The 26,226-nt window shown below is 61.9% G+C and carries 19 protein-coding genes; 2 read left to right on the top strand and 17 right to left on the bottom strand.

Going from position 1 to position 26,226, the window contains the following annotated elements; genetic code table 11:
* Positions 1–107 precede the first annotated feature (107 nt).
* Together OH491_RS02175 and OH491_RS02170 are read left to right on the top strand one after the other, a co-directional pair.
* Positions 108–4,844, top strand: coding sequence for a hypothetical protein (locus OH491_RS02175; protein ID WP_145928659.1), 4,737 nt, complete (start codon positions 108–110; stop codon positions 4,842–4,844).
* Between the two features lie 57 nt (positions 4,845–4,901).
* A complete protein-coding gene (locus OH491_RS02170) occupies positions 4,902–5,987 on the top strand; it encodes a glycoside hydrolase family 172 protein (RefSeq protein WP_068769536.1) in 1,086 nt (361 codons plus the stop codon).
* Positions 5,988–6,156: 169 nt separating this feature from the next.
* Here OH491_RS02170 and OH491_RS02165 read toward each other — a convergent pair whose 3' ends face one another.
* The 17 genes from OH491_RS02165 to tssA form a co-directional block, all read right to left on the bottom strand.
* Complete coding sequence (locus tag OH491_RS02165; protein WP_068769537.1) at positions 6,157–6,969, bottom strand: hypothetical protein; 813 nt, start codon at positions 6,967–6,969, stop codon at positions 6,157–6,159.
* Between the two features lie 111 nt (positions 6,970–7,080).
* Positions 7,081–7,551: a hypothetical protein gene (locus tag OH491_RS02160; protein WP_068769538.1), complete on the bottom strand. Its 471-nt coding sequence runs from the start codon at positions 7,549–7,551 to the stop codon at positions 7,081–7,083.
* Between the two features lie 165 nt (positions 7,552–7,716).
* Positions 7,717–8,502, bottom strand: a complete 786-nt coding sequence (locus OH491_RS02155) for a hypothetical protein (protein ID WP_068769539.1) — start codon at positions 8,500–8,502, stop codon at positions 7,717–7,719.
* Between the two features lie 559 nt (positions 8,503–9,061).
* Positions 9,062–11,350, bottom strand: a complete 2,289-nt coding sequence (locus OH491_RS02150) for a type VI secretion system Vgr family protein (protein WP_068769540.1) — start codon at positions 11,348–11,350, stop codon at positions 9,062–9,064.
* An 81-nt stretch (positions 11,351–11,431) separates the two neighbouring features.
* On the bottom strand, positions 11,432–14,272 hold the full coding sequence (gene tssH / locus OH491_RS02145) for a type VI secretion system ATPase TssH (protein ID WP_068769541.1): 2,841 nt from the start codon (positions 14,270–14,272) through the stop codon (positions 11,432–11,434).
* 80 nt (positions 14,273–14,352) lie between these two features.
* Positions 14,353–15,354 (bottom strand): type VI secretion system baseplate subunit TssG, encoded by a 1,002-nt coding sequence (tssG, locus tag OH491_RS02140; RefSeq protein ID WP_068769542.1) that lies wholly within the window; start codon positions 15,352–15,354, stop codon positions 14,353–14,355.
* Positions 15,351–17,228, bottom strand: a complete 1,878-nt coding sequence (gene tssF, locus OH491_RS02135) for a type VI secretion system baseplate subunit TssF (protein ID WP_068769543.1) — start codon at positions 17,226–17,228, stop codon at positions 15,351–15,353. Before tssF ends, tssG begins: the two co-directional genes overlap by 4 nt.
* Positions 17,221–17,733, bottom strand: coding sequence for a type VI secretion system baseplate subunit TssE (locus tag OH491_RS02130; protein ID WP_068769544.1), 513 nt, complete (start codon positions 17,731–17,733; stop codon positions 17,221–17,223). The genes tssF and OH491_RS02130 overlap by 8 nt, the downstream gene beginning before the upstream one ends.
* Before the next feature lie 79 nt (positions 17,734–17,812).
* Positions 17,813–19,405: a hypothetical protein gene (locus OH491_RS02125; protein ID WP_068769545.1), complete on the bottom strand. Its 1,593-nt coding sequence runs from the start codon at positions 19,403–19,405 to the stop codon at positions 17,813–17,815.
* 120 nt (positions 19,406–19,525) lie between these two features.
* Positions 19,526–20,338: a type VI secretion system accessory protein TagJ gene (locus tag OH491_RS02120; protein WP_068769546.1), complete on the bottom strand. Its 813-nt coding sequence runs from the start codon at positions 20,336–20,338 to the stop codon at positions 19,526–19,528.
* Between the two features lie 11 nt (positions 20,339–20,349).
* Positions 20,350–20,913, bottom strand: a complete 564-nt coding sequence (locus OH491_RS02115; protein ID WP_068769547.1) for an Hcp family type VI secretion system effector — start codon at positions 20,911–20,913, stop codon at positions 20,350–20,352.
* A 46-nt stretch (positions 20,914–20,959) separates the two neighbouring features.
* A complete protein-coding gene (locus OH491_RS02110) occupies positions 20,960–21,502 on the bottom strand; it encodes a type VI secretion system tube protein Hcp (protein WP_068769548.1) in 543 nt (180 codons plus the stop codon).
* Positions 21,503–21,589: 87 nt separating this feature from the next.
* Positions 21,590–22,300, bottom strand: coding sequence for a type VI secretion system tube protein Hcp (locus OH491_RS02105; protein WP_068769549.1), 711 nt, complete (start codon positions 22,298–22,300; stop codon positions 21,590–21,592).
* Between the two features lie 12 nt (positions 22,301–22,312).
* Complete coding sequence (locus OH491_RS02100) at positions 22,313–22,828, bottom strand: type VI secretion system tube protein Hcp (protein ID WP_068769550.1); 516 nt, start codon at positions 22,826–22,828, stop codon at positions 22,313–22,315.
* A 197-nt stretch (positions 22,829–23,025) separates the two neighbouring features.
* Positions 23,026–24,522 (bottom strand): type VI secretion system contractile sheath large subunit, encoded by a 1,497-nt coding sequence (gene tssC, locus OH491_RS02095; protein WP_068769551.1) that lies wholly within the window; start codon positions 24,520–24,522, stop codon positions 23,026–23,028.
* Between the two features lie 30 nt (positions 24,523–24,552).
* Complete coding sequence (gene tssB, locus OH491_RS02090; protein WP_068769552.1) at positions 24,553–25,056, bottom strand: type VI secretion system contractile sheath small subunit; 504 nt, start codon at positions 25,054–25,056, stop codon at positions 24,553–24,555.
* 98 nt (positions 25,057–25,154) lie between these two features.
* Positions 25,155–26,219, bottom strand: coding sequence for a type VI secretion system protein TssA (gene tssA, locus OH491_RS02085; RefSeq protein ID WP_068769553.1), 1,065 nt, complete (start codon positions 26,217–26,219; stop codon positions 25,155–25,157).
* Between the last annotated feature and the right edge of the window lie 7 nt (positions 26,220–26,226).

The following is a 26,226-nucleotide window of genomic DNA, read 5'->3' as shown; positions in this document are numbered from 1 at the left end:
TTTTTGAAAACATATCCTTTTTCCCCGAATCTGCACGCCCGTTGATTTCCCCGCTCCATTTTCCGTTCATATATTTTCGCGCTTCCGTTTTTCACCCTGCCCTCCTCATGCACGACACACGCCAGCCTCACCGCAACGCACTCCGGCTCCTCGCACTCGCCTTCGCGCTTTCCGCCCCCGGCCTCCAGCCCGCGGTTTTTTCCGCCCCGCCCGCCGCCTCCGTCATCCATCGCAACGGCTGGAGCGCCGAACGCTCCGACCTCGGCTGGGCCGACGGCGTGGACGCCGAGGCCCAGCGCGCTGCCGGCACCATGACCGGCATCGCGGGTTGGCTCGAATACGACTTCGAGATCGCCGCGCCCGGCGGCTGGCACGAGCTTTGGCTGCGCGGCATGCCCCTCGAATGGACGCGCGAGTTCTGGCTCGACGGACGCCCCGTCCGCTGGCTCTCCAACTCCGTCCCCGCCGATGTCGAGGGCGGCGGGAAATTCGACAAGCGCAAATCCTGGTTCAAGGAAACCAATCTCTGGCTCGCGCCCGGCAAACACACGCTCCGCCTGCGCCGCACCATCTGGTATCACGAGCTTCCCGACGCCTGGGAACTGCGCCCCGCCGACCCGCGCTCGCCCGCGGGCAATGTCCGCGTCGTCATCCCCGGGACCGCCGCCGAGGCCTCGCGCCCCGCCGCGCAAAACGTCGTCCGCGCGGGCGAGCCCATCCCGCTCACCCTCGAAGGCGGCTCGCCCGCCGCGCCGCTCGCCTACGAACTCGTCGCCCTCGACGAAACCAGCCCCGCCGCCGCCGATGCCTCCGGCGTTCCCGCGCCCGCGGCGGACGCCGCGCCCGTCCCGCTCGCCAGTATCCAGTTTCCAATTACTAAGAACCCCGTCGTCAAAACCGTCAGCATCACCTTCCCGCGCCAAGGCGTGTTTCGCGTCGTCGCCCGCGACCCGAAAACGAAAAAACTCCTGCGCCCCGCCGACATGAAGGCCGGGCTCTATGTCGCCATCGACACGAAAAACCGCCCCGCCTACGCCACCGGCCCGTCCGGCGACACCTCTTACCGCACCGTCATCGACATCGACTGCGCCGCCGAGCCGCCGCGCGGCCGCTATTTTGAAAAATACGGCCCGGCCCGCGTCGTCGATTCCCCTGCCGGACGCTACCGCGAGAGCACCGGCCGGGGCACCGTGCCCGGCTGGGGCACCGACGGGTTTTCCTACAAGTTCGACCTGCCCGAACCCGGGCGCCTTTACCGGCTCCGCGTCGATTATCCCGACAACGACCGCCGCACCATGGGCTTCTGGGTGACCGACAACACCATGTCCGCCGGCAACGCCACCGGCGTCATCAACACCGGCGGCATCGAGACCGGCGACCGCTACCCGCTCACCGGCGCCATGCTCACGCACGAGGCGTTTTTCCACCCGCTGCGGACCAAGGATCTCGTCGTCGCCGTCATCAACCTCGTCCCCGGCCTCAGGGCCGCCGCCGCGCGCATCCGTATCGATATCGTGGATACCCCGCTCCCGCCCGCGCCCGCCGGCCCCTCGCGCGGGCGCGAGTTCGGCTACTGGTTCGAGGAAAACGGCCGCTGGCTTCGCTTTTTCGGCGGTGAAAACACGAGCCCCTCCGAGCACCTCAAGACCCTCGAACACTACGCGCAAACCCTCAGCCACCTCGGCGCAAACCTCATGTTTCCCACGGTCAACATCTACCAAGGCGTCCACTACCCCACCCGCATCATGGACGGCTACGGAGCCGTGCAGCTCAACGAAACCCGCCTCGCCACCCTCGTCGCCGAACGCCACGGCTGCCGCATCATCCCCGAGCTCTACCCCACCGGGCAAACTTGGTTCGACCGCCGCGTCATGGGCCTCAAGCTCGACAAAACCGCGCCCGACGGCGTCGCCTTCATGACGCCCGAAGCGCGCGACATCGTGCTGCGCAACCGCGACGGCAAGCTCACCTGCGCCTGGGAGGCCTTTGTCTACAACCCGCTCCACCCGCGCGTGCAGCAAATGTATGCCGACATCGTCGGCGAGGTCGCCGACATGCTCGGCGACAGCCCCGCCTTCGCCGGCATTTCCACCCGCCTCATGTTCACGTGGCAATTCCAGGCGTGGAGCGCGCTGCCCGGACTTGACTGGGGCTACGACGACTGGACCATCGGCCAGTTTGTCCGCGACACCGGCACCGCCGTTCCGACCGCCGCCGACACGACCTCGCCCGATCGCTTCCACCAGCGCTACAACCACCTCGTGCGCGGCGACGACGCCGTCCGCGAACGCTGGCTCGCGTGGCGCTGCGACCGCCTCTTCGCCTTTCACCAAAAACTCCGCGACCGCATCCGCCAGGCCCGCGCCGACGCCGACCTCGTCATCGCCTACTACCGGCAGGACCCCGGCGCCGTTTACTCGCGCGACCTCATCGGACAGATGCGCGAGCAGGGCATCGACGAGCCGCGTTACACCGCCGAGCCCGGCATTCGTTTCATAGCGAGCATTCCCTACGGTCGCCGCTACTCCACCCCGCTGGCCGATGCCGACGCCTCCGACCCGCTCTGGGCCGCCGACATCAAAAAAATCAATCTCGACTCCCGCACCGCCGCCTTCACCGGACGCTATTTCGAAGTGAACAAAAACCTCGGATGGGAAAACTTCGGCGCGCGCACCGGCGTCGCCGCCTTCGACGCCTGCCTGCCCACCACCGCCAACGAGCTCGAACTCTACTCCCTCATGCTCGCCGACCAGGACCCCTCGCTCATCATGACCGGCGGCAACGGCTGCATGTTTGGCACGCCCGAAATCGTGCGCCCTTTCCTCCGTGAATACCTCGCCATCCCCGACGCCCGTTTCGAGCGGCTCCCCGGCGCGACCGACCCCGTCGCCGTGTGGCGGCACCGCGCCGCCGACGGGACGGTCTGGTTCTATGCCGTCAACCGCCTTCCGGTTCCGGTCACGACAACATTCTCGCTCGACGGCGCGTCGCCCGAAGTGCGCACCGCCGCCGGAAACACCAGGATCGAAACCCCAAACGCCTCGCTCCGCCTTGTCATCGAGCCCTACATGCTGCGCTCCTTCCGCATGACCGGCGGCACGCTTGCGCACTGCCGCGTCGAGACGCCTCCGGATTACGTCGAAAAACTCCGCCCGCAAATCGAGGGCGCGCGCCGCCTGCGCGACGACATCGCCTCGCGCCGCATCGTTCCCGAAGCGTCAGGCCCCGACGCTCGCGAAGCCATCGCGCAACTCGACGCCGCCATCGCCGCCTTCGCGGCCGGGCACTATTGGACCGCGCGCGGGCAGCTCACGCGCCTCGCCGCCACGCGCTTCGAATACACCAGCGGACGCTACATCCCCGGCGTCCTCAACCGCAGCGTGCCGCCCGGCGTGCCCGATTTCACCGACGCGCAGCCCCGTCCGCTCCAAACCCTCCTCGACGGCCACCCCGCCGCCGTCCGCGACGCACGCGACGCCGCGCTCGACGAGGAAAGCAACACCCTCTGGGTCGCCTCCGCCGACGGCCTCTCCGCCTTCGATGCGGTCACGGGCGAATGGAAACGCAACCTCACCGTGTTCGTCCCCCACGCCTTCGAGGCCGGCACCGTGCAGCACCCCGCGCTCCCTCAGCCCCTGTCGCCGCCCGTCGAGGCGGTCCGTATTTATAAACCGGATACAAGCCCGCCCGCGCTCCTTCTCGTCAAGCAAGGCAAAAGCCTCTCGCTCCTCGACCCCGCCACCGGGCGCACCCGCCCCACCATATATGGCGAGCCCGTGCAACTTCCCCCCGCGAAACCATTGCCCCCAGGCGTCGCGGCTCTCTCGAAAAAAATCACCGCGCCCGCCGCCTCGCGCAGCCTCGGCGGGTTTACCCAGCTCAAGGTCCGCGACGGCGCGCTCCACTACATTGCCCGCGGCAAACTCATGCGACTGGAAAACGGCGGCATTGCCGGATTGCGTGGCACGGGCGTCCCGCCCGTGGGCTCGAGTGGCATGGGTGACTCGCCCATGCACCCGTCACGCAACGCCGCCCCCGTCGTCGCCTACGACCCCGGCCCCGCCTTCAAAACCGAAGGTTTCGAGTCCTTCGCCTTCGCACCCGGCGGCGATCTCTACCTCGCTTCGCACTGGAACGGCTCCGCCCGCGGCGTGAACCTCTATCGCTGCGCAAAAAACGCCGCCGGTCCCGGCTGGTCCGCGCCCGAATACCTCAACAACGGCAAACCGCTCGTCGCCGGCCCCGATTACGTGGCCGCCGACCTCGCCTTCGACGCCGGCGGCAATCTCCTCGTCCTCGGCTCCCGCCCAAGCGCCGACCCGAAAAAACCCGCCACGCACGCGCTCTGTAGTTGGAATTTAGATACAAACGCCGCGCCCAGGCCTCTCGTCGATTTTGGCAAGATTGACACCGGCTCCGGCGAACTCGGCCTGCATGTCCTTCCGGACGGCGACATCCTTGTCGCCGGCGGACATGCCCGCGCGATCTGGCGGCTCGCGCCCGACGGCAAAGTCCGTTGGGAAACCCGCCGCCAGCGCGGGGCGCCCCCCGGCTACACCGATCTCCGCTGCCCCCTCGGCATCACCGCCGACGCCCGGGGCAATCTCTGGGTGACCGATCCGACGCGCCACCAGCTGCTCCGCCTCGACGCCGCCACCGGCGAACTAAAACAAACCTTCGGCAGCTTCGCCGATCTGCCGCTTGCGGAGGGAGAGGCCCGGCTTTTGCTCAACCAGCCTGCCGGCGTCGCCATTCTCACCGACACCGCGGGCGTCGAATGGCTCCACATCGCCGACACCGGCACCCGCCGCCTGCTGCGTTTTCCGCTTCCTCCCGAAAAATAAAAACGCCGTGCATCTGCCCGCATTGACCTCACTAGTCCCATCAGTCCTGTTATTCCCATGCACCCGCCGCACCCCTTCATCTCCTCGCTCGCCACGCTCCCCCTCCTGAGCACCGCCCGCTCGCGCTCCATCAGCCCGGAAAATTTCACCGGCGCAAAAGGCGCGGGCGGCATGGCGACGGAAGGCGAAGGCGCGCACGCCGCCCGCGAACTCGGGCGTGGATGGAAAGTTTCTCCCAGCGTGAAAATCGCCGCCGGGAGCACCTTCGAACTCGCCAGCATCGAGGGCCCCGGCCTCATCCAGCACATCTGGCTGACCCCTGCCGCCAGCTCATGGCGCTTCTGCATTTTGAGGTTTTATTGGGACGACAACCCCAGCCCCGCCATCGAGTGTCCCGCCGGTGATTTTTTTGCATGCGGCTGGGACAAGTTCGCCCCGGTCTCATCGCTCGCCGTGTGCGTGAATCCCGGCAGCGCCTTCAATTGCTACTGGCCGATGCCCTTTCGCAAACGCTGCCGCGTTACCTTTGAAAACATCGCGGGCGAGGACATGCTGCTGTTTTATCAAATCGACTACTCGCTCCAGGAAATCCCCGCCGAGGCGGCGTATTTCCACGCCCAGTTCCGTCGCGTCAATCCCCTCCCCTGCAAACAAGTTTATACAATCCTTGACGGTATCGAGGGCCGCGGCCACTACGCCGGCACCTACATGGCATGGGGCGTGAACAACTCCGGCTGGTGGGGCGAGGGCGAAATCAAGTTCTACCTCGACGGCGACGGCGAGTTTCCGACCATCTGCGGCACGGGCACGGAGGATTATTTCTGCGGTTCCTTCAATTTCGAGAACCGGGAGACGAAGCAGTATCAGGAATACTCGACGCCCTATGCCGGTCTTCCGCAAGTTCTTCGCCCCGACGGCGTCTATCGCTCGCAAACCCGCTTCGGGATGTATCGCTGGCACATCATGGATCCGGTGCGTTTCGAGAAAAACATCCGCGTCACCATCCAGGCCCTCGGATGGCGTTCCGGCCGCCGTTACCTCCCGCTGCAAGACGACATTGCCTCCGTCGCCTACTGGTATCAATCCCCGCCCGCCACCCCCTTCCCGCCGCTCCCGTCCAAAGACAAACTGGAAATTATCTGATACCATTTCGCTTTCAAACGCATAATAACTCTGCTCTCGCGGTTCTGCCGCAAGGACCCGGCTGCGGAGATGGCGTTTAAAAAAGTTCGCGACGGAGGCAAGTGACCTGCTTTCTCTGTCTGAAATTCAAGGGTAATCCCGCTGCTCGAGATCTTTAATAAAGCGGATATTAAAATGTTTTCAGTTTTGGCAGCTTCGCGGCCTCGCCCAGGCAGGTGAGCACGATCTTCAAGGCTTTGATGACATCCGCCTCGGCAGCTCCATCCGGCAGTGGCTTCATCGCCGCCAGCACCTTGGCAATATTCCTGGCCGCACCCGCGCCCTCATAGGAGATGCCTTTGTCCGGCATCTGCGCCATCATGCTGGTGGCTTGCACCAATGCCTGCACCAAGCCCGCGCTTCCGTGTCCGAGGGTTTTGTTAAAAATGGCGGGATCGGGATGTTTCATGAGCGCAGCGGCCGCGGTCTTGGCCTTGGCCAAAAGCTGCCGGACCACATCACCGGGGCGGGAGGCAAACGCATGCATCGCGGTGTTCACTTCAGATTCCTTGGCCCGAATGAGTTTTTCAATATCCTCGGGACGAAACTCCTTCACGAAATCATCGGCCGCTTTTGCCATCTTTTTGAGCAGGACAACGCTATCCTTGTCCTTTTTGCCTGCTTTCTTCTCAGTCGCAACGGCGGCCAATCCAACATTTTTGATTGCCACACGCAAATCCATCACACCGTTTACAATAAATTCCTTGCAGAGATCGTCACATTCCTTGCTCCAATGGGAAAAATCATATTTTGCCCACGTGACGGTGGCATTCAAAAATACATTCAGTTTCTTGAAATCAACCCGTGTATAAGCCTTGTCCAGTTTTTCGAGCGCATCTTTGCATGGAGATGACGCCCGCAATTCCGGATCAAGGTCCTTGCTTGAATCCCAGTATTTGCGGGTAAGGATGAGTGGAATTTCTGGTGGCTTGTAGACCGGCATGGCGGGAAATAAGGCGTGCAGGGTTTGGATGGTTATTCGCGGGCTGCCGCGATCTGACATTTATTCATGCGCCCGGTGTTCTTGAATGAAACATTTTACAGTTTTTCGTATTCATGGCATCGGTTTGCTATTCGTGGGGATTGTCTTCAAACGCCCCTTTTCGGCGGCTTGGACATACATCTCCGCGATTTTTTTGACGTGCTCCCATTGTTTGCGCAGCGATTTTATCTTGGCCTTGCCAATATCGCCCTCCGTCGCGGTCTCGGAAAGCTCGCCCAGCAACCGGCCCAGCTCGCGCACGAGTTCAGGGCCGATCCGATGGACATGCAGTTCGGGCACCTCCGGCGGTGCCCCCGGCACAAACGTGCCATTCATGCGCGCGCAAAGCCATTCGAGCGGAGCGATGCTGCCGGAAATGCGCGTGAGCACCTCGGTGCGATCCAGAGGGTTGCTCGCCCCGCTGCCGACGAGTGGCGGCTCGGCCCATTTGTAAACCAGCGACAACGAAACCCCCAGCTCGGCGGCAATTTGCTTGGCGGGGATCTCCTTGAGGATCTGTTTTACGACGTCGTGCGAATCCATGCTGGACTTTTTCAGGTTGTCGAAGCACGCCCGGAAGGCCGCGGCGCTTCAGGGCTGCTGCCGGATGCCGTTCCCGACAGGTGTATGAGGAATAAGGGGGTTTTCATCAGACAGACTTATCGATCGTTGCGGGACTTAAATGAAAAGTATGACGGTTGCGGGAACTCATCTCGAATCATAGGCCTTGAGGATCGCCTCCACCGTCCTGCCGCATTCGGCCAGACTTTTTTCGATTTGACGCGCGATTTTATCAATTCCAGCCACGGCAACCGAAACGGCCTGGATTTGTTTTGCGAGGCCCGCGTTTTTGCCGGGGTCCACCGACTGCCGGGCGATTCTGAGCGCCTTGTCATCGGGCAGTGCTTTCTGCAAGTTTGCGCATTTCCCATAATCGACCTCCAGCGACTTGACCAGCGCCCCTCCGCGAAGCCCCTTGATCAAGGCGTCTATCTTGGCGGATGAGGCGCCCGATTTGATCACCTTGCCCAGCGTGTCCAGTTCCTTGCGACGTTTTTGAACCGCGCCGGCGAGCTTGATATATCCACTCATGCAGCTCTCCGCCTGCCTGGCGGCCTGCGAAAAGCCCTTTTCCATTGCGGCAGTTTCGGCCGCGTTTTCCTCGTCGGCCTCCATGATGATATCCTGCGCCTTGACAGCGCCCTTTTGCCATTTGAGGAGGATCTTTAAAAACGGCTGGCAAAATTCCAGCACCGCCTCCGGCAGCTCGGGCGCCTTGAGAAGTTTCCTGATGCGCTTGATGGCATAGGCGGTGCACTCGGTAAACTCCTGAAACGCCTCCGCCGTCGGCGGCCTGGTTTTTTTGAGCGCGATCAACACCTTGCCGAGTTGCTTGTGGTTTTTGGTGAATTTGGGATCCTTGTCATATCCCAGCGCCAGCCAATCATTGAGCGCATAGGGCGCGGGAAGTTTCGGTGGAAGTTTGATGGCCATGGTGTATATAGATATTATTTGTATATTATATAACTGACTTATTTTCATCCTAGAGGCACCGGCAAATGACGCCTCTCGATGGATCTGAATTTACCCGGCCAAGGAGCTCGTCAAGTGTCGCTCCCTCCCTCCTTGTCAAGACGTTCGTCCACCTTGCGAGGGAGGAGGGGTGGTTTCTCTATGGCTTCGGGTTCGATTTCGGTTCCGTCCTTCGCGTCCATGATTATATATATTTTATATGCAAACGATTAATGTCTCTTCGGGCTCGCCTTTATCTTTTTTAATTGGCTGTTGTGCGCCGTGTCAATGCCATCGAGTGTGTCGCATACCTTTTCCCCACGCGGAAAATATTTCAGCGTGAGTTTTTCGAACTCCGCGCAACTTTCCTGCCAGTGCTGTTCCAAAGATGCTTATTTGCCATGGCGATTTGTTAGTTGAGGCTGTGGGTTACGGGAAGAAGTCACACATGACTGATGATTAATAAAGTCTATTGTAATTATAACGATCGGGTTTGTTTGTAACCATGCGGGGATTTCAAGCCAGGGGCCGGTTGCAGGCGTCAGTTTATATTAACAAGCGCGCCTTGGATGGTGAGGATGCCGGAGGCCTTAAGCTCGGCCATCGCGCCGCCCTCCAGTCCGAGCTTGGCGTTGCCTTTCATGATGGCCTGGGCGGTGCCCTCAAGGGCGAGGTTGGCGCCTGCCTTGGCGTCGAGGTTCGCGCTGGACTCGATTTTCACGCCGGCGGTGCCCTTCATTTCGAGGCTGGAGGTGGCCTCGGCGGTAATGTTCTGGGTGGCGGTCTGGGCGATGTTCGCGCCGCTCTTGACGGTGATGTCCTTGCCGGCGTCGAGGAAGATTTCACCGCCGGTTTTGATTTTGACGCCGTCGGCGTTGATGGCGATGGAGGTGCCGCCGACCTTGAGTGTGATGTTCTCGGTGCCTTCGAGGATGATTTCCTTCGCCTTGACGTAGCGTTGTTCGGTGACGGAAGTGGCATAATTCTTCTCAAACTTCTCACCGGCGTCGTCCTTGACGGTGCGGGAGGATTTGCCGGTGATTTCGACGACGCTCGGGCCTTTGATGGTGACAAACTGGCCGCCGCCTTCCTGCGCCTTTTCCCCCTCGCCGGAGCCGTCGCCGATGTTGGCGTCGCCCTCCTGATCCTGCGCGCCGACGCCGATGGTGATGTGCTGGTTGCCGGCGACGGTGAGGTGGTGATCCTTGTTGTATAATTCGAGCGTGTCGCCCTGGACGGCGAGATGGGATTCGTTGCCGACCTGCTCGACCCGATCGTTGGCAATGATGATTTCGTGGTCCTTGGCGGCGTGGATGAGGAGTTGTTCCTCGTCTTTTTTGTCCTCGAAGCGGATTTCATTGTATTTGCCGCCTTCGGGGGTGGTTTGGGTTTTGATCGTGGAACGGGTCTTGTGATCGGGGAGCGCGTAGGGGGGGAGGTTTTCCTCGTTGTAGAGACAGCCGGTGATAACCGGGCGGTCGGGATGGCCGTCGAGGAATTCGACAATGACTTCCTGTCCGACGCGGGGGATGAAGAGCGTTCCCCAGTTTTTGCCGGTCCACATTTGGGCGGCGCGGAGGTAAACGGTGCTGTCCTCGCCTTTTTTCTCGTCGTCGCGATCCCAGTGGAAACGAACTTTCACGCAGCCGTATTTGTCGGTGTGGATTTCATCGTCCTCGGCGCCGGTGACAACGGCGCTGTGGGGGCCGCGAAGGTCGGGGACGGGCGTGGCCTGCGGGGGGCGGTATTGCTGGGAGGCGGGGATGGCGGTGACACGGGACTTGAAGGCGAAATCGCGACCGGTCTCGTCCTCGGAATAGGGCGGGTTTTCGACGGCCAGTTCGTTTTCGATGACGAGATACTCGGCGTTGTAGGCGCTGTTGGGGTGGTCGATGAGGGTGAATTTCGTGCCGGTCGCGAGCGTGAGCGCGGTGGTGAGTCCACTGTAGGTGGTGTGGCGGGCCTGGAGGGAGCCGAGGCGGATCTTGGCGAGACGCTCGCCGTCGTCGGCGACGGCAAACATGCCGGGATAGTCAAACACTTCGTGGGCGTCCTCGGGGTGCCCGCGGCTTTCTACGGCGTTGGAACGGAGAACGGTGCCGGGGGTGGTGTAATTGTAATCGGCGAGCACATAGGCGCCGGTGTTGACGTCATGGCGCATGCCCCAGGAATGGAAGGCCTGCTCGTCGTTGGCGCCGGTCCGACCGTGGAAGGGAATGCTGGCGGCATCGGGCGCGGCGGAGTGCGAGGCCGGCGCGTCGCAAAGCACCATGGTGTGGCTGCCATCGGCGTGCTCGAAATAATAATAAATGCCCTCCTCCTCCATGAGGCGGCTGGCGAAGGCAAAGTCACTTTCACGATACTGGACGCAATAGGCGCGCTCGGCGGAGCCGGAGGATGAGGCGGAGTCCTTGTAATCAGTGATGCCGGCGTCGTTTTTTATAATCTCGGAAAGGATGTCCTTGGCGGTCTTTTTCTGGAAAATGCGGCAGTCGACGGTGCGGGTGGTGAGCCAGAGCTTGGGGACGATGATGGCGGTGTATTTGGCCAGGGTGGCGGCGGAGCCAGTCTGGCCGAAACTACGCACGATGCCGTTGATGTGGCGCGTGCCGCCGTCCTTCATCGGGCTTTCGATGGTGATGGTGATTTCCTTGCCGAGAATTTGTTTATAGTCGATGTCCACATCGGTGCTGAGCAGCCGGGCCTCGTATTCGAAAAGTCCGCCGAGGCGTTCGACCCCGCGGACGCTGCGGAGGAGGAGCTTGTCCTTCCCGAGCGGAGTGGTGATGCGGGCGGCGCGGTTGTCTTGCGTATAGGTTTCGTCGGACATGGCGAAAAATCTGGAGGGAGGGCCGGATGCGGAGGGAGACCGGGGCGCCGGAGGACGCGAGGAGCTCAGTCCTTCAGCCGTTTATTCCTTGTAGGCGTAGGTGAAGGCGGAGTCCTTCACGCCGATGTGGATGGCTTTCAGGTTGAGGCCGTCCATCATGCGGGTGAGGATTTCGCGGCTGATGTCAGGGAGCAGGGTTTGCGTGAGGATGGCATCGACCATGCGGCCGCCGCTTTCGTTTTCCGTGCAGCGGGCCGAGATATGCGCGACGACATCATCGCCGTAGGTGAGCGCGATGTTGCGGTTGGCCGCGATGCGTCGCACGATGCGTCCGAGTTGGAGCCTGATGATGGCGCGGAGCATTTCGTCACTGAGCGGGAAATAGGGCACGGTGACGAGGCGGCCGAGCAGCGCAGCAGGAAACGCCTTCAGCAGCGCGGGACGCAGGGCCTTCGCGATGCCGTCGGCGTCGGGCATGAGCTCGGGGTCCTTGCAGAGATTCATGATGAGATCGCTGCCGACGTTGGTGGTGAGGAGGATGATCGTGTTCTTGAAATCGATGAGGCGGCCTTCGCCATCCTCCATCCAGCCTTTGTCGAAAACCTGGAAGAAGATTTCGTGCACGTCGGGATGCGCCTTTTCGACTTCGTCGAGCAACACGATGCTGTAGGGGCGGCGGCGGACGGCCTCGGTGAGGATGCCGCCCTCTCCGTAGCCGACGTAGCCGGGAGGCGCGCCCTTGAGCGTGGAAACCGTGTGCGCCTCCTGAAATTCGCTCATGTTGATGGTGATGACGTTTTGCTCGCCGCCGTAGAGCGTCTCGGCGAGGGCGAGGGCGGTCTCCGTCTTGCCGACGCCGCTGGTGCCGGCGAGCATGAAGACGCCGATGGGTTTGCTCGGGTTGTCGAGGCCGGCGCGTGAGGTCTGGATGCGCTTGGCAATGGCTTCGAGCGCGTGACGCTGGCCGATGATGCGTTTTTCCAGCGCGTCGGCGAGGCCGAGGATGGACTGAATCTCGTTTTTCACCATGCGTCCGACGGGAATGCCGGTCCAGTCGGCGACGACGGAGGCGACGGCCTGATCACCAACGGCAGGAAGGATGAGCGGCGATTCGCCCTGAAGCGCGGAGAGCTTGGTTTCGAGGTCGCGGAGTTGCGCGCGGAGGGGGGCGGTTTCGGGATCGGTGTCGGGCGCGTTGTCCGGCTCGGCGATGGAGGGCTCGGCGGAAGTTTTTTTGGCGCGGGATTTTTTCTTTTTTTGGGGCTCGGTGGCGGTTTGCGCAGTGGGAGGCACGGGCGGGACGCCCGTGTCACTCGATTCCACGGGCGAGTCGCCCGTGCCACTCGAGCCGGTGACCCCGGCCCCGGCTTTGAGGGTGTCTGCGAGTTGGCGGCGGAGGGCGAGGATTTGGGTGACGAGGTCTTTTTCTGCGGCCCAGCCGGCCTCCAGTTTCGCGAGGTGGGCTTTGTCGGTTTCGAGATTTTTGCGCACCCTCGCCTCGCGCTCGCGGTGGTCGGATCCGAGCGTGGTCTCCTTGGCGAGGATTTCGAGCTCGGCCTCAAGGATGAGGATGCGCTGACGGGTGTCCTCGATTTCGGCGGGGACGGCGTGCTGCGAGATGGCGACGCGGGCGCAGGCGGTGTCGATGAGGCTGACGGCTTTGTCGGGCAACTGGCGCGAAGGGATGTAGCGGTGCGAGAGCTTGACGGCGGCCTCGAGCGCCGAGTCGAGCACCTGCACGCGGTGGTGTTTTTCGAGGACGGGAGCGAGGCCGCGAATCATCGCGACGGCGGCGGCCTCGGAGGGCTCGTCCACTTTCACGACTTGGAAGCGGCGGGTGAGCGCGGGGTCCTTCTCGATGTGTTTTTTGTATTCGGCCCAGGTGGTGGCGGCGATGGTGCGCAGGGTGCCGCGGGCGAGCGCAGGTTTGAGGAGGTTGGCCGCATCGCCCGTGCCCGCGGCGCCCCCCGCGCCGATGAGGGTGTGCGCCTCGTCGATGAAAAGAATGATGGGCGCGGGCGAAGCCTGCACTTCCTCGATGACCTGGCGGAGGCGCTGCTCGAATTCGCCCTTCATGCTCGCGCCGGCCTGGAGGAGGCCGATGTCGAGCGAGCGAAGGGAAACATCCTTGAACTGCGGCGGCACGTCGCCGGAGGCGATGCGCTGCGCGAAACCCTCGACCACGGCGGTCTTGCCGACGCCGGCCTCGCCGGTGAGGATGGGGTTGTTCTGGCGGCGGCGCATGAGGATGTCGATGACTTGGCGGATTTCGTCGTCGCGGCAAAGGATGGGGTCCATCTTGCCGGAGCGGGCCTGCGCGGTGAGGTCGGTGGTGTAGCGGTTGAGCGCCTCCTGCTTGCCGAGTTGCGCGGGGGCGACGGCGCCGCTGGCCTCGCCGGGGGCAACGCCGCCGGTGGCGTCGGCCGCGGGCGCGGCAAGGCGGCCCTCGGGGGATTTTTCAGTGATGGCGGCGAAGTTGTCTGCGAGGGGCTGCTCCTTTATTTTGGCAAACTCGGCTGAAATCTGGAGGAGCACGTGGCGGAGATCGGACGCGCTGATGATGGCGAGCACGAGGTGGCCGGTGCGGATGGCGTTCTCGCCGAAGAGGAGCGTGGTGTAGGTCCAAGCCTGCTGCGTGGCGCGCTCGATGTGCGGGGAAAAATCGGCGATGGCGGTGGCGCCGCGCGGGAGCCGGTCGAGCGCGGCGGTGAGGTCGGCGGCGAGACGCGAGGCGTCGAGCGAGAAATGGCCGCAGATGTGGTGCAGATCGGTGTCCTGCGTCTGGAAAATCTGGTTGAGCCAGTGCAGAAGCTCTACGTAGGGGTTGCCGCGCATCTTGCAAAAGACGGTGGCGCCTTCGAGCGCCTTGTAGGCGAGCGGATTGAGTTTGCCGAAGAGGGTGGAGCGTTTGATTTCGGGCATGGGATGAAAATTTCGTGTTCCGGATGAGGGGAAAATGGGAAAGGCGGTCGTTGTATTCTTTTATTGGATACTCATTGCGGTCATAATTTCTGCGTGTCGGGCGGCGACGCGATGAGATCGCCGGCGTCGCGGACCGGCGGGTTGGAGTGCAGCCAGGTGGTCCAGCCGAGGCGCTGGCCGCCTTGTTCGCCGAGGCGGAGCATGGGGATTTCATCGGCGCGAAGGATGAGGCGCACGTCCCAGTAAAGCTCCGCGCCGGCGTAGTTCAGGATCCAGTCCCGCAGACGGCGGAACGACTCGCCGCGCGGCAGGAGCCGCCGGTAGTCGGCGAAACTCATCGGCCCCATGTGCACGCGGAACGAGAGTTGCGTGTCCCACACGCGGGTGCCGATGACCGCAGTCTGGCCGAGCGTGCAGGTGGAGGGCGCGCCGGTGAGACGCAGGCGGCTATCCTCGGGAACCGGCATCCAGCGCCCGACAAAAGTCTCCAGCGACGCCGGCACGTCGAAAAACTCGCGCAGGATGGACTGGAGCCCTTGCACATTGCGGCACTGGCTCGCGAGGCGGCCGGTGAAATAGAGCTTCGAGTTGAGCGGGACGCTGTCGGTGTCGCGGTTCGGATCGGCTCCCGCGCCGAAAAGGCTGCCGATGTAATAGGAAAAATTCTGCTCGGCGGGGCGGTCGAGGTCGAGCGCGAGCTGGTTGATCATCCACGCGCGGTAGAAAAGCGAAATGAGGCGGTGATTGAACAGGTTGAGAAAGGCGACGAGCGTGCGGTCGCCGTGGTTGCGCATGCGGTCGCGGATGTACTCGGTGATGTGGACGGGCAGCGGGCCGTTGGGACCGAGCAGGCCGAGGAAGTTGACGTTGAGGCGCGGCGGCGATGTCTCGGTGGCCGGGACAAACGACTCGAGCGGCGAGGTCGCGAAGGTGAGTTCGGGCAACTGGCCGAAACGCACGCATTCCTGCCGGGGCGAAAACGCCCCGCCGGTGCGCGGCAGGTCGGGATGCGCCGCGTCGATGAGCCGGACGGCGCGGAAGAAGTCCATCGAGGTGATCGCCTTTTCGAGTGGATCGCTCATAGGACGGGGCGTTTGCCGAGCCTCGGACGCCAGCGGCCGATCTCGCCGCGCTGCCCGGTGCGGATGACGGTTTCGGTGAACGCGTTGATCGACGCGTATTTTGCGAGGAAGTTTTCGAGCACGGACCCGATCAGGAACACGCCCGTGCCCTCAAAGGCGTCCTCGTTGAACTCGAGCGCGATTTCCAGCCCGCGCGCGAACGAGATCGGGCCCGCCGCCGGCGAGCGGCGCACCACGGAGCGCGCGCTCACGCCGGTGAGCCCCTCCACCTGGCGGGCAAGCTCGCGGTTGCCGTCCTCGACGTAGAGTTTCAGGATCTCGCGCAAGGCCGAGGCGCCCTCGCCGGCCTTGGCGTTCACCAGCGACATGTAATTGAGGGAAAGGTGGCTGATGAGCCGCCACGAGAAACGCCCCTCGGCCATCGACGGGCGCGGCTCGGTCGGGCCGGAGATGCAGCGGATGCCGGTGATCGGCGCGCTGGTTTCCATGGTGAAATCGGCGGCGGCCACGCCGATCGCCATCTGGATGGGCAGGTGGCGGTTGGTGCAAAGCGCCTGGATGCCGAGCTGGCGCAAGTCGGCGCGATACGGCGCGGCGTTGGCGTCCACCAGCGAGATGAACACCTCCGTGCCGGTGTAGTCGGATTTTTTGCCGAATTGTTTTTCGCGGGCCGTGAGCACGCGCGGCTGCCGGATCGACGTGTAGTAGGCGGCGGAGGACATGTCGGTGTCCTTCGCCAGATAAAACGGGTGAAACATCTGCTCCTCGCCGGCGGTCTCGCCGAGGCCCTTGACCGACTCGATCTGGAAGACCTCGAAATCGAGCGGGCGGTTGCGGTCGGGCACGACATGAAACTCCGACAGCCACTCGGTGAGCTGGATGCGGTCGAGCGATTTGGGAAAGAGATTGATGACCGGCGTGCAACCCAGCTCGAAGCAGGACGCGTCGATGCGCCCTTCCAGCCTCGGCTCCTGCTGCGCGAGCGGGATGACGAGGTCGATCAGGTTGTCGTTCGGGCACTCGGCGAGCGCGCCGCCGAATGCGGACAGCTCGGCAAACAGGAAACGCTGCGGAAACGCGAAATACTCGCGCAGCAGCCGGTAGCCCTCGAAACTGCGCGGGCTGGGCGGCAGCAGCGCCTCGTTTTCCTCCAGACCGACGCGCCGGATCGCGTCCGGTTCAAACACGCCGACCGTTTTTCCACGCTGCGCGGGCGACTGCACCACGAGGCCCAGACGGTGCGCGAAAATCTGCTCGAAAATACTCACCGGCAGCTCGCCCGCGCCGCGCAGATAAAACGCGACCGGATCGAGCGCGATCTTGCCAAAGGTCAGGCCGGCGGTCGCGCGCAGGCGGATGCGGATGGCGGCCTTCGCCTGCAAATGCCGCGGGAGACCGAGCGTCTGCACATCCCGCGTGAAGTAACGCACCTCGTCCACGCGCACCGGAAGCAGCCGCACGTCGTGCGCGGTGCGAAACGTGCAGGGCGTGCGGTCGCCCTTGCCCAAGATGCTTTTCAATGTGCTGCCGCGCGGGACGACGGCGCCCCTGGCGAGGTTTGCGTCCTTCTCGTTGGCGTCGAATTTTACCACGGCCATCGACGGCACCGGGGTCAGGAAATGCGGATACACGGTCTCCAGCAGCGACTGCGTGAAGCGCGGAAACTCGGCGTCGAGCTTGAGGTGCACGCGCGCGGCGAGGTAGGCGAAACCTTCAAGCAGGCGCTCGACATAGGGGTCGGGGCAGGCGTCCTTGCCGGCCGGGTCGATGGCGAGGCGCCCGGCGATTTTCGGATATTCGCGCGCAAACTCCGCCGCCGACTCGCGAAGGTGGCGGAGCTCGTTGTTGTAATGATCGAGGAGTCGTTTATCCACTGGTAATGCTGGAAATCGCCCGTTCGGCGCCCGCCTCGATGTCGATTTGGGTTTTTATATACAATTTCTCCGGGATGGGATTGGCCCAGAGATCGCCGTGAATCTCAAAACTCACGAGCTGCCGCTCCATGAACGCGCGGACGCGGAGCGTGTTCGGGATGATGCGCGGCTCAAACACGCGAATCGCGACGGCCATCGCCTTTTCCAGCGCCCCCATGTCGGGCGCGGTGAGCCCGAAGAGGTGGCGCGTGCCGTAGTTGAGCACGGAGCGCTCGACCTCCGGGAAGTCGCCGATGCGGAACTCCCGCCTCACGCCCTCGACCGGCAGGTGCGCGCTGGTGCTGAGCAACCAGGTGAGGTCGCGCAGCACGCCCTCGCGGTAGCGTTGCACGGAGACCACGCGCTGCGCGCGGCTCTCCTCCCCCTTGGCCGGCTCGTCGTCCGTGAGACGGTCGAGCAGGCAGGGATGGACGCGCTTGTAGAGGGAGGAGTCGTCGGGCGGCATACCGGCTAATAGTTATATGAAAAACGAGCGGAAAGAGGGCGGAAACCAAGCAGTTCAGCTTCCGCCTCTAATTTTTTAGTCATCCGATCTCATCAATGACAATTGCACCGAGTTCAGCCACAAGTCCCTGGGTTGCGTCACCGATTGTTGCCGCTATTTCCGCGGCCCCCGATCCGAGACCCGCGCCAAACCCCAAGGCCAGACCGGTGCCGAGGCTCACGACTGTCGCCGTGTAATCCAAAGCGTTGGGAACCCCTTTGTGCAAAAGTTCAATTGCCTGACGGAACTTTGCATTTAGTTCTTTTGACTCATCAACCTTCTCGTTCGCTGCAATTATGTCGTTTATAAGCGTGTTCAACATTCCCTCGGCTTTTTTGATGGCGGCCTCGTAGTTTTTCTGAGCCTTGTCCAGTTGTTTCAGGGCGGTGCCCAGAGCCGTCGTGATTTTTGCCGCATTGCCCGGATTATTTTTAAGAATTTCGGCGAATTTTGCTTTTATGTTGTTTTTTGCCGTCGCGAAGGCGGTCGCGCTCGCGGAGAGGGTTTCCTTTTGCTTGTCCATCGCGCCGTAGAGACTGGTGGACAGTTTGTGGGACAATCCGCTCACTTTGCCAATGTTTGTGTCGTGCAGCTCGATATGCGACTTGCAATTCGCCAATGACGGCGTTTCCAAGCCCACCACGCCACTGAGCGCGCCCAATCCTAATTCCGTCGCGCTTTTGCGCCCGCTTTTGAATATTTTTCTAAATAGACCCTTTGGGGCGTTCACACTTTTTTCGATCTTCTCCTGCTCTTTCTTCAGGGTCGCCATTTTTTTCTCAAGCGCCGCCCTCTCCTTGGAATTGGCATCCATGTCCTTTCTGGCTGCCTCAAGCTTCTGCTTGTTTTTCGCATCCTGTTCTTTTGTTTTTCCGGCCTTTCCTATTCTTTGCTGCAATTCCAAAATGCGGGATTTGAGCTGCTCGTATTTGGCGTTGGTCTCCTCCTGCTCATTTTCGTATTTGAGGAATTTCTCCCTGGCCTCAAAAAGCTTGTAATTGCTGTCCAGCATGAAGGCCGAAAGTATTTTGAGCTCGCCCTTCACATATTTTGCCGTGGTGTCCACGGTGGAGGCCAGCTTGATGCATTCCTGGGCAATACCCGCTGCCGATCTGCATGTGGCGATAATAAACAGCGGGGCCGCCGCCCCTCCGGTGAGCACAGCCAGGACGGCGGAGCAGGCAGTGCTCACACCGGAGACGGCGATTTTCGCGGCCGCCTTGATCCTGTATTCCTCAAGATTATCCTGCTCCTTTTTATATTCCTTGATAATGTTCACGCATTCTTTTTGGGCCGCGTTTTCAAACGTCTTTTTCATGCTTTCCATTTCTTTTCCGAGGAAGAGATAATACTTTGCCTCTCTCTGATCCTCGGAAAACTTGCCGGCACCGTTTTTTGCCGCCTCGTTTGCGAGCCTAAGCCATTTTTTGATCCCCTCGGAGATTTTCTGCTGGGCGCGCTGCATCCACGAGGGGTCTTTCGTGAACGCATCATAGGCATTCCCCGGCAGGGAGACGGAAATGCTCACGGGGATCTTTTTGTTTCTGGCATAGGGAAAATCCTTGTAATAGGATTCGATTATGATCGGCAGCACATCCTTGAACTGCACCATTTCGTATGATTTATTGGCCATTGTTACGTCCTTGTCTTAGGGTCTTTATTATTGGTTTTGGTGGTTTTATGTTTTTGCTTACCGAATGAATTCATCAGATGGAGAAAAATAATGAATAGGGGCGGCGTTTTTGCGGATTGACTATTCGCCGCCTTGAAAGTCGATCACGCGGCAGTCGAGCAGCGGGATTTCCTCCGCGTCGGTGGCCAGCATGCGCTGGCCCGAGCCCACGGTGAAGCCATCGGGCAGTTCGCGCCATTGCGTGAGGCGGGAAAGCAGGCACTTCGGGTCGGGTTTCGCGTCCGCGCCGGCGGGGGCGGCGTAGCGCACCGGGATAAAGCCCGCGCCCTCGCCGCCGTTGGTCCACATAAATTGAGCGGGGGCGAAGACGAGGTCGCTGAGGTTTTGCGGCGGCTCCAGCGCGATGCGGCGGATGCGGTTGACCGGCACCCAATAATATTTGCCCTCCATGAACAGCTCGACGACCGGGCCGAGGCGGTTGTCGGCGTCGGCGAGCCAGGCGAAGGGACGCCCGTCAACCGCGCCGGGCGTGGCGGGCGCGGCCTCGAAGGCGCGGTCGCGCAGTTCGGCGGCGGCGGTGGCGCGGCCTTGCGCGAGCAACTGGCAGGCCTGCATGAGACAAGCCACCCACTCCTCGGGTTCGCCGAGGAGCAGGGGCTGGCGTTTCCCGGCAAACACCTCCGCGCGAAACACCTCGCACTGGATGGCGGTGCGGTAGATGCGCGCGGTGAGTTTGGACTCGGGATCGGTGGACAGCTCCGCGAAGATCGCGAGCTGGCTGAGCGCCTTGTCCCACCGCCCGAGCACGCAGTTCAACTGGTAGAGAAACAGGCGCTGTTTCGGATCGGCGGGGGCGGCGCGGACGGCCTGATTGGCGGCCGCCAGCGCCCCGTCGATATCCGCGTGCTTGAGGAGGTCGGATGGGGAAGGCATGTGGGTGGCGGTTATGCGCCGAGCTTGAGGCGCTCGTTGATCTTCGGGGGATTGGCCATCTTCTTGTCGCCCTTGTTCAGGATTTCGTCCCAGAGGAACTGGGCCACCTCGCCTGTCTTCGCGCCAGTGGCGTGGTTGGTCACAGCGTAGGAGTATTTGATCGCGCCGTAGCTGAACTTGAGGCTTTCCTTCGGCAGCTCGTCCCCCGAACCGCTGACCGTGCAGGAGGTGATGAGGACATCGGTGAACTCCAATGTCACATACTCGACATTGGTTTCGCCGACGGAGCGGAAGATGCGGCATGTGATTTTGTCGATGTGCCGTCCGCTCATGCAGGCGTGGCACAGATGCGCCGTGGTGGCGTCCAGGTTCTTGGTGCACTCGAACTCCGTCAGGTCGGCGCGTCCGGTGGTGGCCGCGCCCGTGGCGGAACGGTTTTCCGCGATGGGCATCGTGACACCGAATCCGTAGTCGGTGATCTCGATCGCGCCCAGGCTGACTTTGGTGGCATATTCGCTCTGGCTTTCGCCGAAGTTTTCCATGCCCGTGATATAAAGATATGCGTCAACTGCCATGGTGATGATGTGTGTTAATGGTTATGGGTGAAACGGAGGATCTGCATCAGGCCTTGGTGCCTGTGTTCTTGAGCGCGGACCAGGTGAACTGACTCTTCTTGCTTCCAGCCTGCCCGTTCTCCGGGTTCACGCTTTGGTATTTGAATTCGATGTTGCCGAAGTTGATGGTGATATCCTCGGAGGGCAGGTCGTCCCCGGACGCCCCTTTGACCGCGGTCTCGCTGATGACGACCTGGTTCATCTTTATTTCCAGCACGCGAACGGGCGACCTCGTGGAGGAGCCGGAGTCCTGGGTGTCGAAATAGAGGCTGATCGTCACGAGCTTGAACACGGTGCCGGCGGCGGCGTGATAGGCGAGGATCGGACTGGCGGTGTCCACCTTCTTGGCGAACTTGAAGGGCTCGAACTTGCCGCGCCCGGAGGTGCCGGAGCCGCTGTCGGAACGGAGGGCGGGAACCGCCATGGTCGTGGCGAATTCGTAGGAATCCATCTGGACCGGGCACTTGCCCTTGAGTTCATTATAATCGGCGGGATCGGACTCCCCTTTGATTATGGGGTCCTCGAATACGATATATGCATTGAATGCCATGATCTATTATTTGTTTTTCGTCCTTTGTGTCGCGCATGAAAGGGCGAGTTTTTCTGGTGTGGCGCAGCGCGCTGCATGGAAAAATCATCAGATCTGGGATTTTGGGGGACGGACCGGTTTCCAGTTGGTTGACGCCTCCTCCCCGCGCACCATGTCCCAGCTTTTGCAAAACCAGTCCGCGCCGTCGAAATTGGTGGCGGTGGTGATTTTCTGGAAGGATATCGCCACGGTCTCGGACAGGTTTGCACTGTCGGAGGCATTAATATTCACCGAGGCGATGCCGCAATTCTCCAGCAAATAGGCCATAAACAATTGGGGCTCCGGCTTCCCGTCTTTCTCCACCTCGCGGCAGATATGCAATTCCACGTTTCCCTTGAGGAAGGCGCCGCGGTCCCCGCCGTGCGCGCATTCCATGCAGAACTGATGCAGCTTGGGGGTCACGGTGTCCATCAGCTTGGTGATTGTCATGCCGCCTCCTTCGGCAAGTTCGGTCATCCTGCCCTCCATTTGCTGAAGGTCGGCGATCCATGCGGTGCTGTCATCATCGCCAAACAGGTTGTTTACTCCGCCGTCATTTATCTCATCGTCATGCCGCCTCCGCAAAGCACTCAAATGGCCCCATGCCATTTTATCACTCTCGGAACCCAGGTTTTTCGGTTTTTTTTGGGAGATGCCTTCATTATTCCCGCCGCTGTCCAAATCATACGAGCGGACGGGAATCCAGTCCTTTCCATAATAAAGGTCCGTGGACTCGGTGTTTCCCACCCCTGGAATTTTTATATAAGCGTAAAACGGCATGGCTGTTGGAAATCAAGGCGCGGTCATGTCGCCGGGGGGCGTTTCTTTTTTGTTCTCCCTGAAATTCCATCCGAACATGGAGGGATCGTTCGGACGGTGATGGATCATGAACATTTTCTTGAACCCGATGGAGAGCTTCTCCTCCGGGGCGTCCTCGTCGGAATCCCCCCTGGATATTTCATAATGCAGAATCCGGCATCCCTTGAAACGGTATTTTATGAAGGCGAACCCATTCCCTTTGCCACCGTTGTTGGAGTCCCCCATGCGGCACAGCTCCAGGTTTATCTCCTCGATGGTACGGTCATTGACGCCCGACTGGCCCACCGCGTCCTTGAAGCGGCATTGCAGATAGCGATAATAAAGCATGTTGCTGGCCCTGTCGGCGGGCTTGGTGATGGAGAGCGACGGGCTCCCGCCACCCAGGTTGTAACTGAACTCATACACCTCGGACCAGCCCTGGTGATGGGAGCCCTTATAGCCGCCCTTGATCCCCCCGGTGTAATTCATGTAGGCATCGACTAGCGGCATGACGGAGGGAGGGATGAACAGGGGTTATGAATAATATCAAGCATTGCGAAAGGCGGCGGTTGCGGGAAAAGAAATCTCACGCAACCGCCGGCTGATAAAGTCTATTATAATTATAACGGGCGGGTTTGTTTGTAATCATGCCGGTCGCGCCGGGCACTGGGACGCGGCGCGACCGGATGGGTTTTCGTCTTTTATAATCAGCCGGACTTGGCGGAGGGGAGCTTGGAGACCAGGCGCAGGGAGACGGTGAGGCCCTCGAGCTGATAGTGCGGCCGGAGGAAGAACTTGGCGGAGTAGTAGCCGGGGTTGCCGGGCACGTCCTCCATCACCACCTCGGCGGCGGCCAGGGGATACTTGGACTTGGATTCCTCGGAGGCGGTGGGATCGCTGGTCACATACTGCATGATCCAGTTCTGGAGCCAGCTGCGCATGTCCTCCTTTTCCTTGAAGGAGCCGATCTTGTCGCGGACGATGCACTTGAGGAAGTGCGCGAAGCGGCAGGTGGCGAAGAGATACGGGAGGCGGGCGGCCAGCGCGGCGTTGGCGGTGGCGTCGGGGTCCTCGTATTCGGCGGGCTTGTTCAGCGACTGGGCGCCGATGAACACGGCGTAGTCGGTGTTTTTCCAGTGCGAGAGCGGCATGAAGCCATTCTTGGCCAGCTCGGCCTCGCGGCGGTCGCCGATGGCGATTTCGGTGGGGCACTTCATGTCCACGCCGCCGTCGTCGGTCGGGAAGGAGTGGACGGGGAGCCCCTCGACCATGCCGCCGGACTCGGCGCCGCGGATGCGGGCGCACCAGCCGTAGAGCTTGAAGGAGCGGGTGATGTTGGTGCCCATCGCGTAGGCGGCGTTGGACCAGACGTATTTGTTGTGGTCGGTGCCGGTGATGTCCTCCTCGAAGGCGAATTCCTCGACCGGGCTGGTCCGGGCTCCGTAGGGAATGCGGGCGAGGAAGCGCGGCAGGGTGAGGCCGAGATACATCGCGTCCGCCGACTCGCGGAGGGAGCGCCAGGCGGCGTATTCCGGGGTCTGGAAGATTTTCGTGAGGTCGCGGGGGTCGCCGAGTTCGCGCCAGGACTCCATGTTCATCACGGCCGGGTTGGTGCCGGTGATGAAGGGGGCGTGCGCGGCGGCGGCGATCTGCGCCATGCCGGAGAGGATTTCGATGTCCGGGGCGGAGTGGTCGAAGTAGTAGTCGCCGATGATGGCGCCGTAGGGCTGGCCGCCGGGCATGCCGAACTCTTCCTCGTAGAGTTTTTTGAAGAGCGGGCTCTGGTCCCAGGCGGTGCCTTTGAACTTTTTGAGGGTCTTGGCCACGTCCTTTTTCGAGATGTTCAGCACGCGGATTTTCAGCGACTCGTCGGTCTCGGTGTTGTTGACGAGGTGGTGGAGTCCTCGCCAGGTGCCTTCGAGCTTGGTGAAATCCTCATGGTGGATGATGAGGTTGATCTGCTCGGTGAGCTTGCGGTCGATCTCGGCGATGATGCTCTCGATGGTGGTGATGGCGTTGTCGGAGACGAGGCTGGTGGCGGCGAGGGCCTGCCGAGCAAGGGTCTGCACGGCGGCCTCGACGGCGCTTTTGGCCTCGTCGGTCTTGGGTTTGAACTGCTTGTTGAGCAGGTTTTGGAATTCGCTATATTCAGCGGTCGCGGCCTGGGGCGCGCCTTGTGCTGCGGATGCGGTTTCGTCTGACATGGTCGTGGTGGAATGGGTTGGGTTGCTGGTTTATTCTCCGGCGGGTTTGGCGGAGGCCGAAACCGTGTTGAGGAGCGCCGGGTCGTTGAGGAGCTTGGCGATGAGGTCCTCGGCGCCGGTCTTGCCATCCATGTAGGTGAGGAGGTTGGAGAGCTGCTCGCGGGTGGTGAGGAGCTTGTTGAGGGCGTCCACCTTCCGCGCGACGGCGGCGGGCGAGAAGTCGTCCATGCTCTCGAAGTTGAGTTCGACGTTGAGGTTGCCCTCGCCGGTGAGGGTGTTGGGCACCTGGAGGGTGACGCGGGGCTTGGCGGACTTCATGCGGTCGTCGAAGTTGTCCACGTCGATTTCGAGGAACTTGCGGTCGGCGACGGCATCGAGCGGCTCGGCGGGATTGCCGGAAAGATCGGCCATCACGCCCATGACGAACGGGAGCTGGACCTTTTTTTCGGAACCGTAGAGCTCAACATCGTATTCGATCTGAACCCGGGGCGCGCGGTTGCGCGCGATGAATTTCTGACTACTTGCTTTGGCCATGTTATTTTATGGGGGTTGGTTTTGGTTATGGTTGCTCTGACGAGGTTGTTGTTTTCGGCGGATTGCTCCGCGAGAAATGGAAACGCGGCGCGCGCGGGCTAGAGGGAGTCCTCCGGGGGTTTGGCGCCGGTGATGAGGGTGACGCGGTCCATCGCGTCGGGCGTCATGTCCTTAATGATGTCCATGAAGCTCATGGGGACGAGGCGCTTCACACGCTCGAGAATGAGCGGGATGGGGCTGGAGGGTTCGTTGCGGGAGTAGTAGGCAATGATGAGGTCGATGGTGCGGACGACATCCTCGCGGGTCGCGATGCCCTCGGGGGCGCGGCGCCCGACGGACGCGCCGCCGGAGGAAGGCGCGCCACCCGCATCGTCGTCCGCTCCCGAAGCGGCATCGGGCTCCCCTGCCCCGCCCTCCGCGCCGGCATGCGAAGCGACGGTGTTTTTCAATTTCTTCAGGTCGGCGACGAGCGGATCGAAGGTCGGCCAGGTGGAGGCGGAGAGCGTATCGGTGAAATAGGCGGTTATCGCCTGGGAGTTTTCCAGCGCGGACTCGATGGCCGTCGCGGTCTCGGCCAGGAATTCGGGCGGAGAATCGGTGAACGCGCCGTCGATGAGTGCGGTGGAGGGGGCGGCGCTGCCGTCGAGCAGGGGCGTGCCATCGCGCGCGGCGAGGATGGCGTCGAGCCCCCAGGCGCCGGCCTCGCGGGACTGGGTGAGAGGGGTCTTGCGGAGGGTTTCGATGGTCTTGTAGGGATCGCTGGCGGTGCCGATGGGGGCGGCAAGGTTATTGAGGCCATTGACGCGCTCCTGCGGGTCGTTGTCGTCCTCGGGGTCGAGCTTGGGATGGAGGGTTTCCCAATACGTCTCCAGCATGCCGCGCACGAGCGCGAGGCCGGCGGCGAAACCGGGAAGGCCCTGGGTTTTGAGGAGGGCGACGGCGAGCGCCGTGGCCACGCGGAGGTCCTTGGACTTGCCAAGCAGTTCCTCGCAACGCTCGCGCACCGCGCGCCAGTCGGCCTCCTCGGCGGGGGAGAATTGCGTCTCGGGCTTGCCGAGGATCATGCGGTCGAGTTCGAAGAGCGCGCCGGAGGCGGCGAGATCTTCGCCGGCTGGATCGTCGCCGGGGACGGGTTCAAGAAACCTGGATGTGTCGATGCTCATGGTTTTT

It is taken from the genome of Termitidicoccus mucosus (genome assembly GCF_038725785.1).
Taxonomy (GTDB): Bacteria; Verrucomicrobiota; Verrucomicrobiia; order Opitutales; family Opitutaceae; genus Termitidicoccus; species Termitidicoccus mucosus.
This window is presented reverse-complemented; position numbering and strand designations above follow the sequence as displayed.

Bases quoted from the DNA above. Each gene is read 5' to 3' on its own strand.
- OH491_RS02175 (WP_145928659.1), top strand. From the start codon at position 108: ATGCACGACACACGCCAGCCTCACCGCAACGCACTCCGGCTCCTCGCA.
- OH491_RS02170 (WP_068769536.1), top strand. From the start codon at position 4,902: ATGCACCCGCCGCACCCCTTCATCTCCTCGCTCGCCACGCTCCCCCTC.
- OH491_RS02165 (WP_068769537.1), bottom strand. From the start codon at position 6,969: ATGCCGGTCTACAAGCCACCAGAAATTCCACTCATCCTTACCCGCAAA.
- OH491_RS02160 (WP_068769538.1), bottom strand. From the start codon at position 7,551: ATGGATTCGCACGACGTCGTAAAACAGATCCTCAAGGAGATCCCCGCC.
- OH491_RS02155 (WP_068769539.1), bottom strand. From the start codon at position 8,502: ATGGCCATCAAACTTCCACCGAAACTTCCCGCGCCCTATGCGCTCAAT.
- OH491_RS02150 (WP_068769540.1), bottom strand. From the start codon at position 11,350: ATGTCCGACGAAACCTATACGCAAGACAACCGCGCCGCCCGCATCACC.
- tssH (WP_068769541.1), bottom strand. From the start codon at position 14,272: ATGCCCGAAATCAAACGCTCCACCCTCTTCGGCAAACTCAATCCGCTC.
- tssG (WP_068769542.1), bottom strand. From the start codon at position 15,354: ATGAGCGATCCACTCGAAAAGGCGATCACCTCGATGGACTTCTTCCGC.
- OH491_RS02130 (WP_068769544.1), bottom strand. From the start codon at position 17,733: ATGCCGCCCGACGACTCCTCCCTCTACAAGCGCGTCCATCCCTGCCTG.
- OH491_RS02125 (WP_068769545.1), bottom strand. From the start codon at position 19,405: ATGGCCAATAAATCATACGAAATGGTGCAGTTCAAGGATGTGCTGCCG.
- OH491_RS02120 (WP_068769546.1), bottom strand. From the start codon at position 20,338: ATGCCTTCCCCATCCGACCTCCTCAAGCACGCGGATATCGACGGGGCG.
- OH491_RS02115 (WP_068769547.1), bottom strand. From the start codon at position 20,913: ATGGCAGTTGACGCATATCTTTATATCACGGGCATGGAAAACTTCGGC.
- OH491_RS02110 (WP_068769548.1), bottom strand. From the start codon at position 21,502: ATGGCATTCAATGCATATATCGTATTCGAGGACCCCATAATCAAAGGG.
- OH491_RS02105 (WP_068769549.1), bottom strand. From the start codon at position 22,300: ATGCCGTTTTACGCTTATATAAAAATTCCAGGGGTGGGAAACACCGAG.
- OH491_RS02100 (WP_068769550.1), bottom strand. From the start codon at position 22,828: ATGCCGCTAGTCGATGCCTACATGAATTACACCGGGGGGATCAAGGGC.
- tssC (WP_068769551.1), bottom strand. From the start codon at position 24,522: ATGTCAGACGAAACCGCATCCGCAGCACAAGGCGCGCCCCAGGCCGCG.
- tssB (WP_068769552.1), bottom strand. From the start codon at position 25,056: ATGGCCAAAGCAAGTAGTCAGAAATTCATCGCGCGCAACCGCGCGCCC.
- tssA (WP_068769553.1), bottom strand. From the start codon at position 26,219: ATGAGCATCGACACATCCAGGTTTCTTGAACCCGTCCCCGGCGACGAT.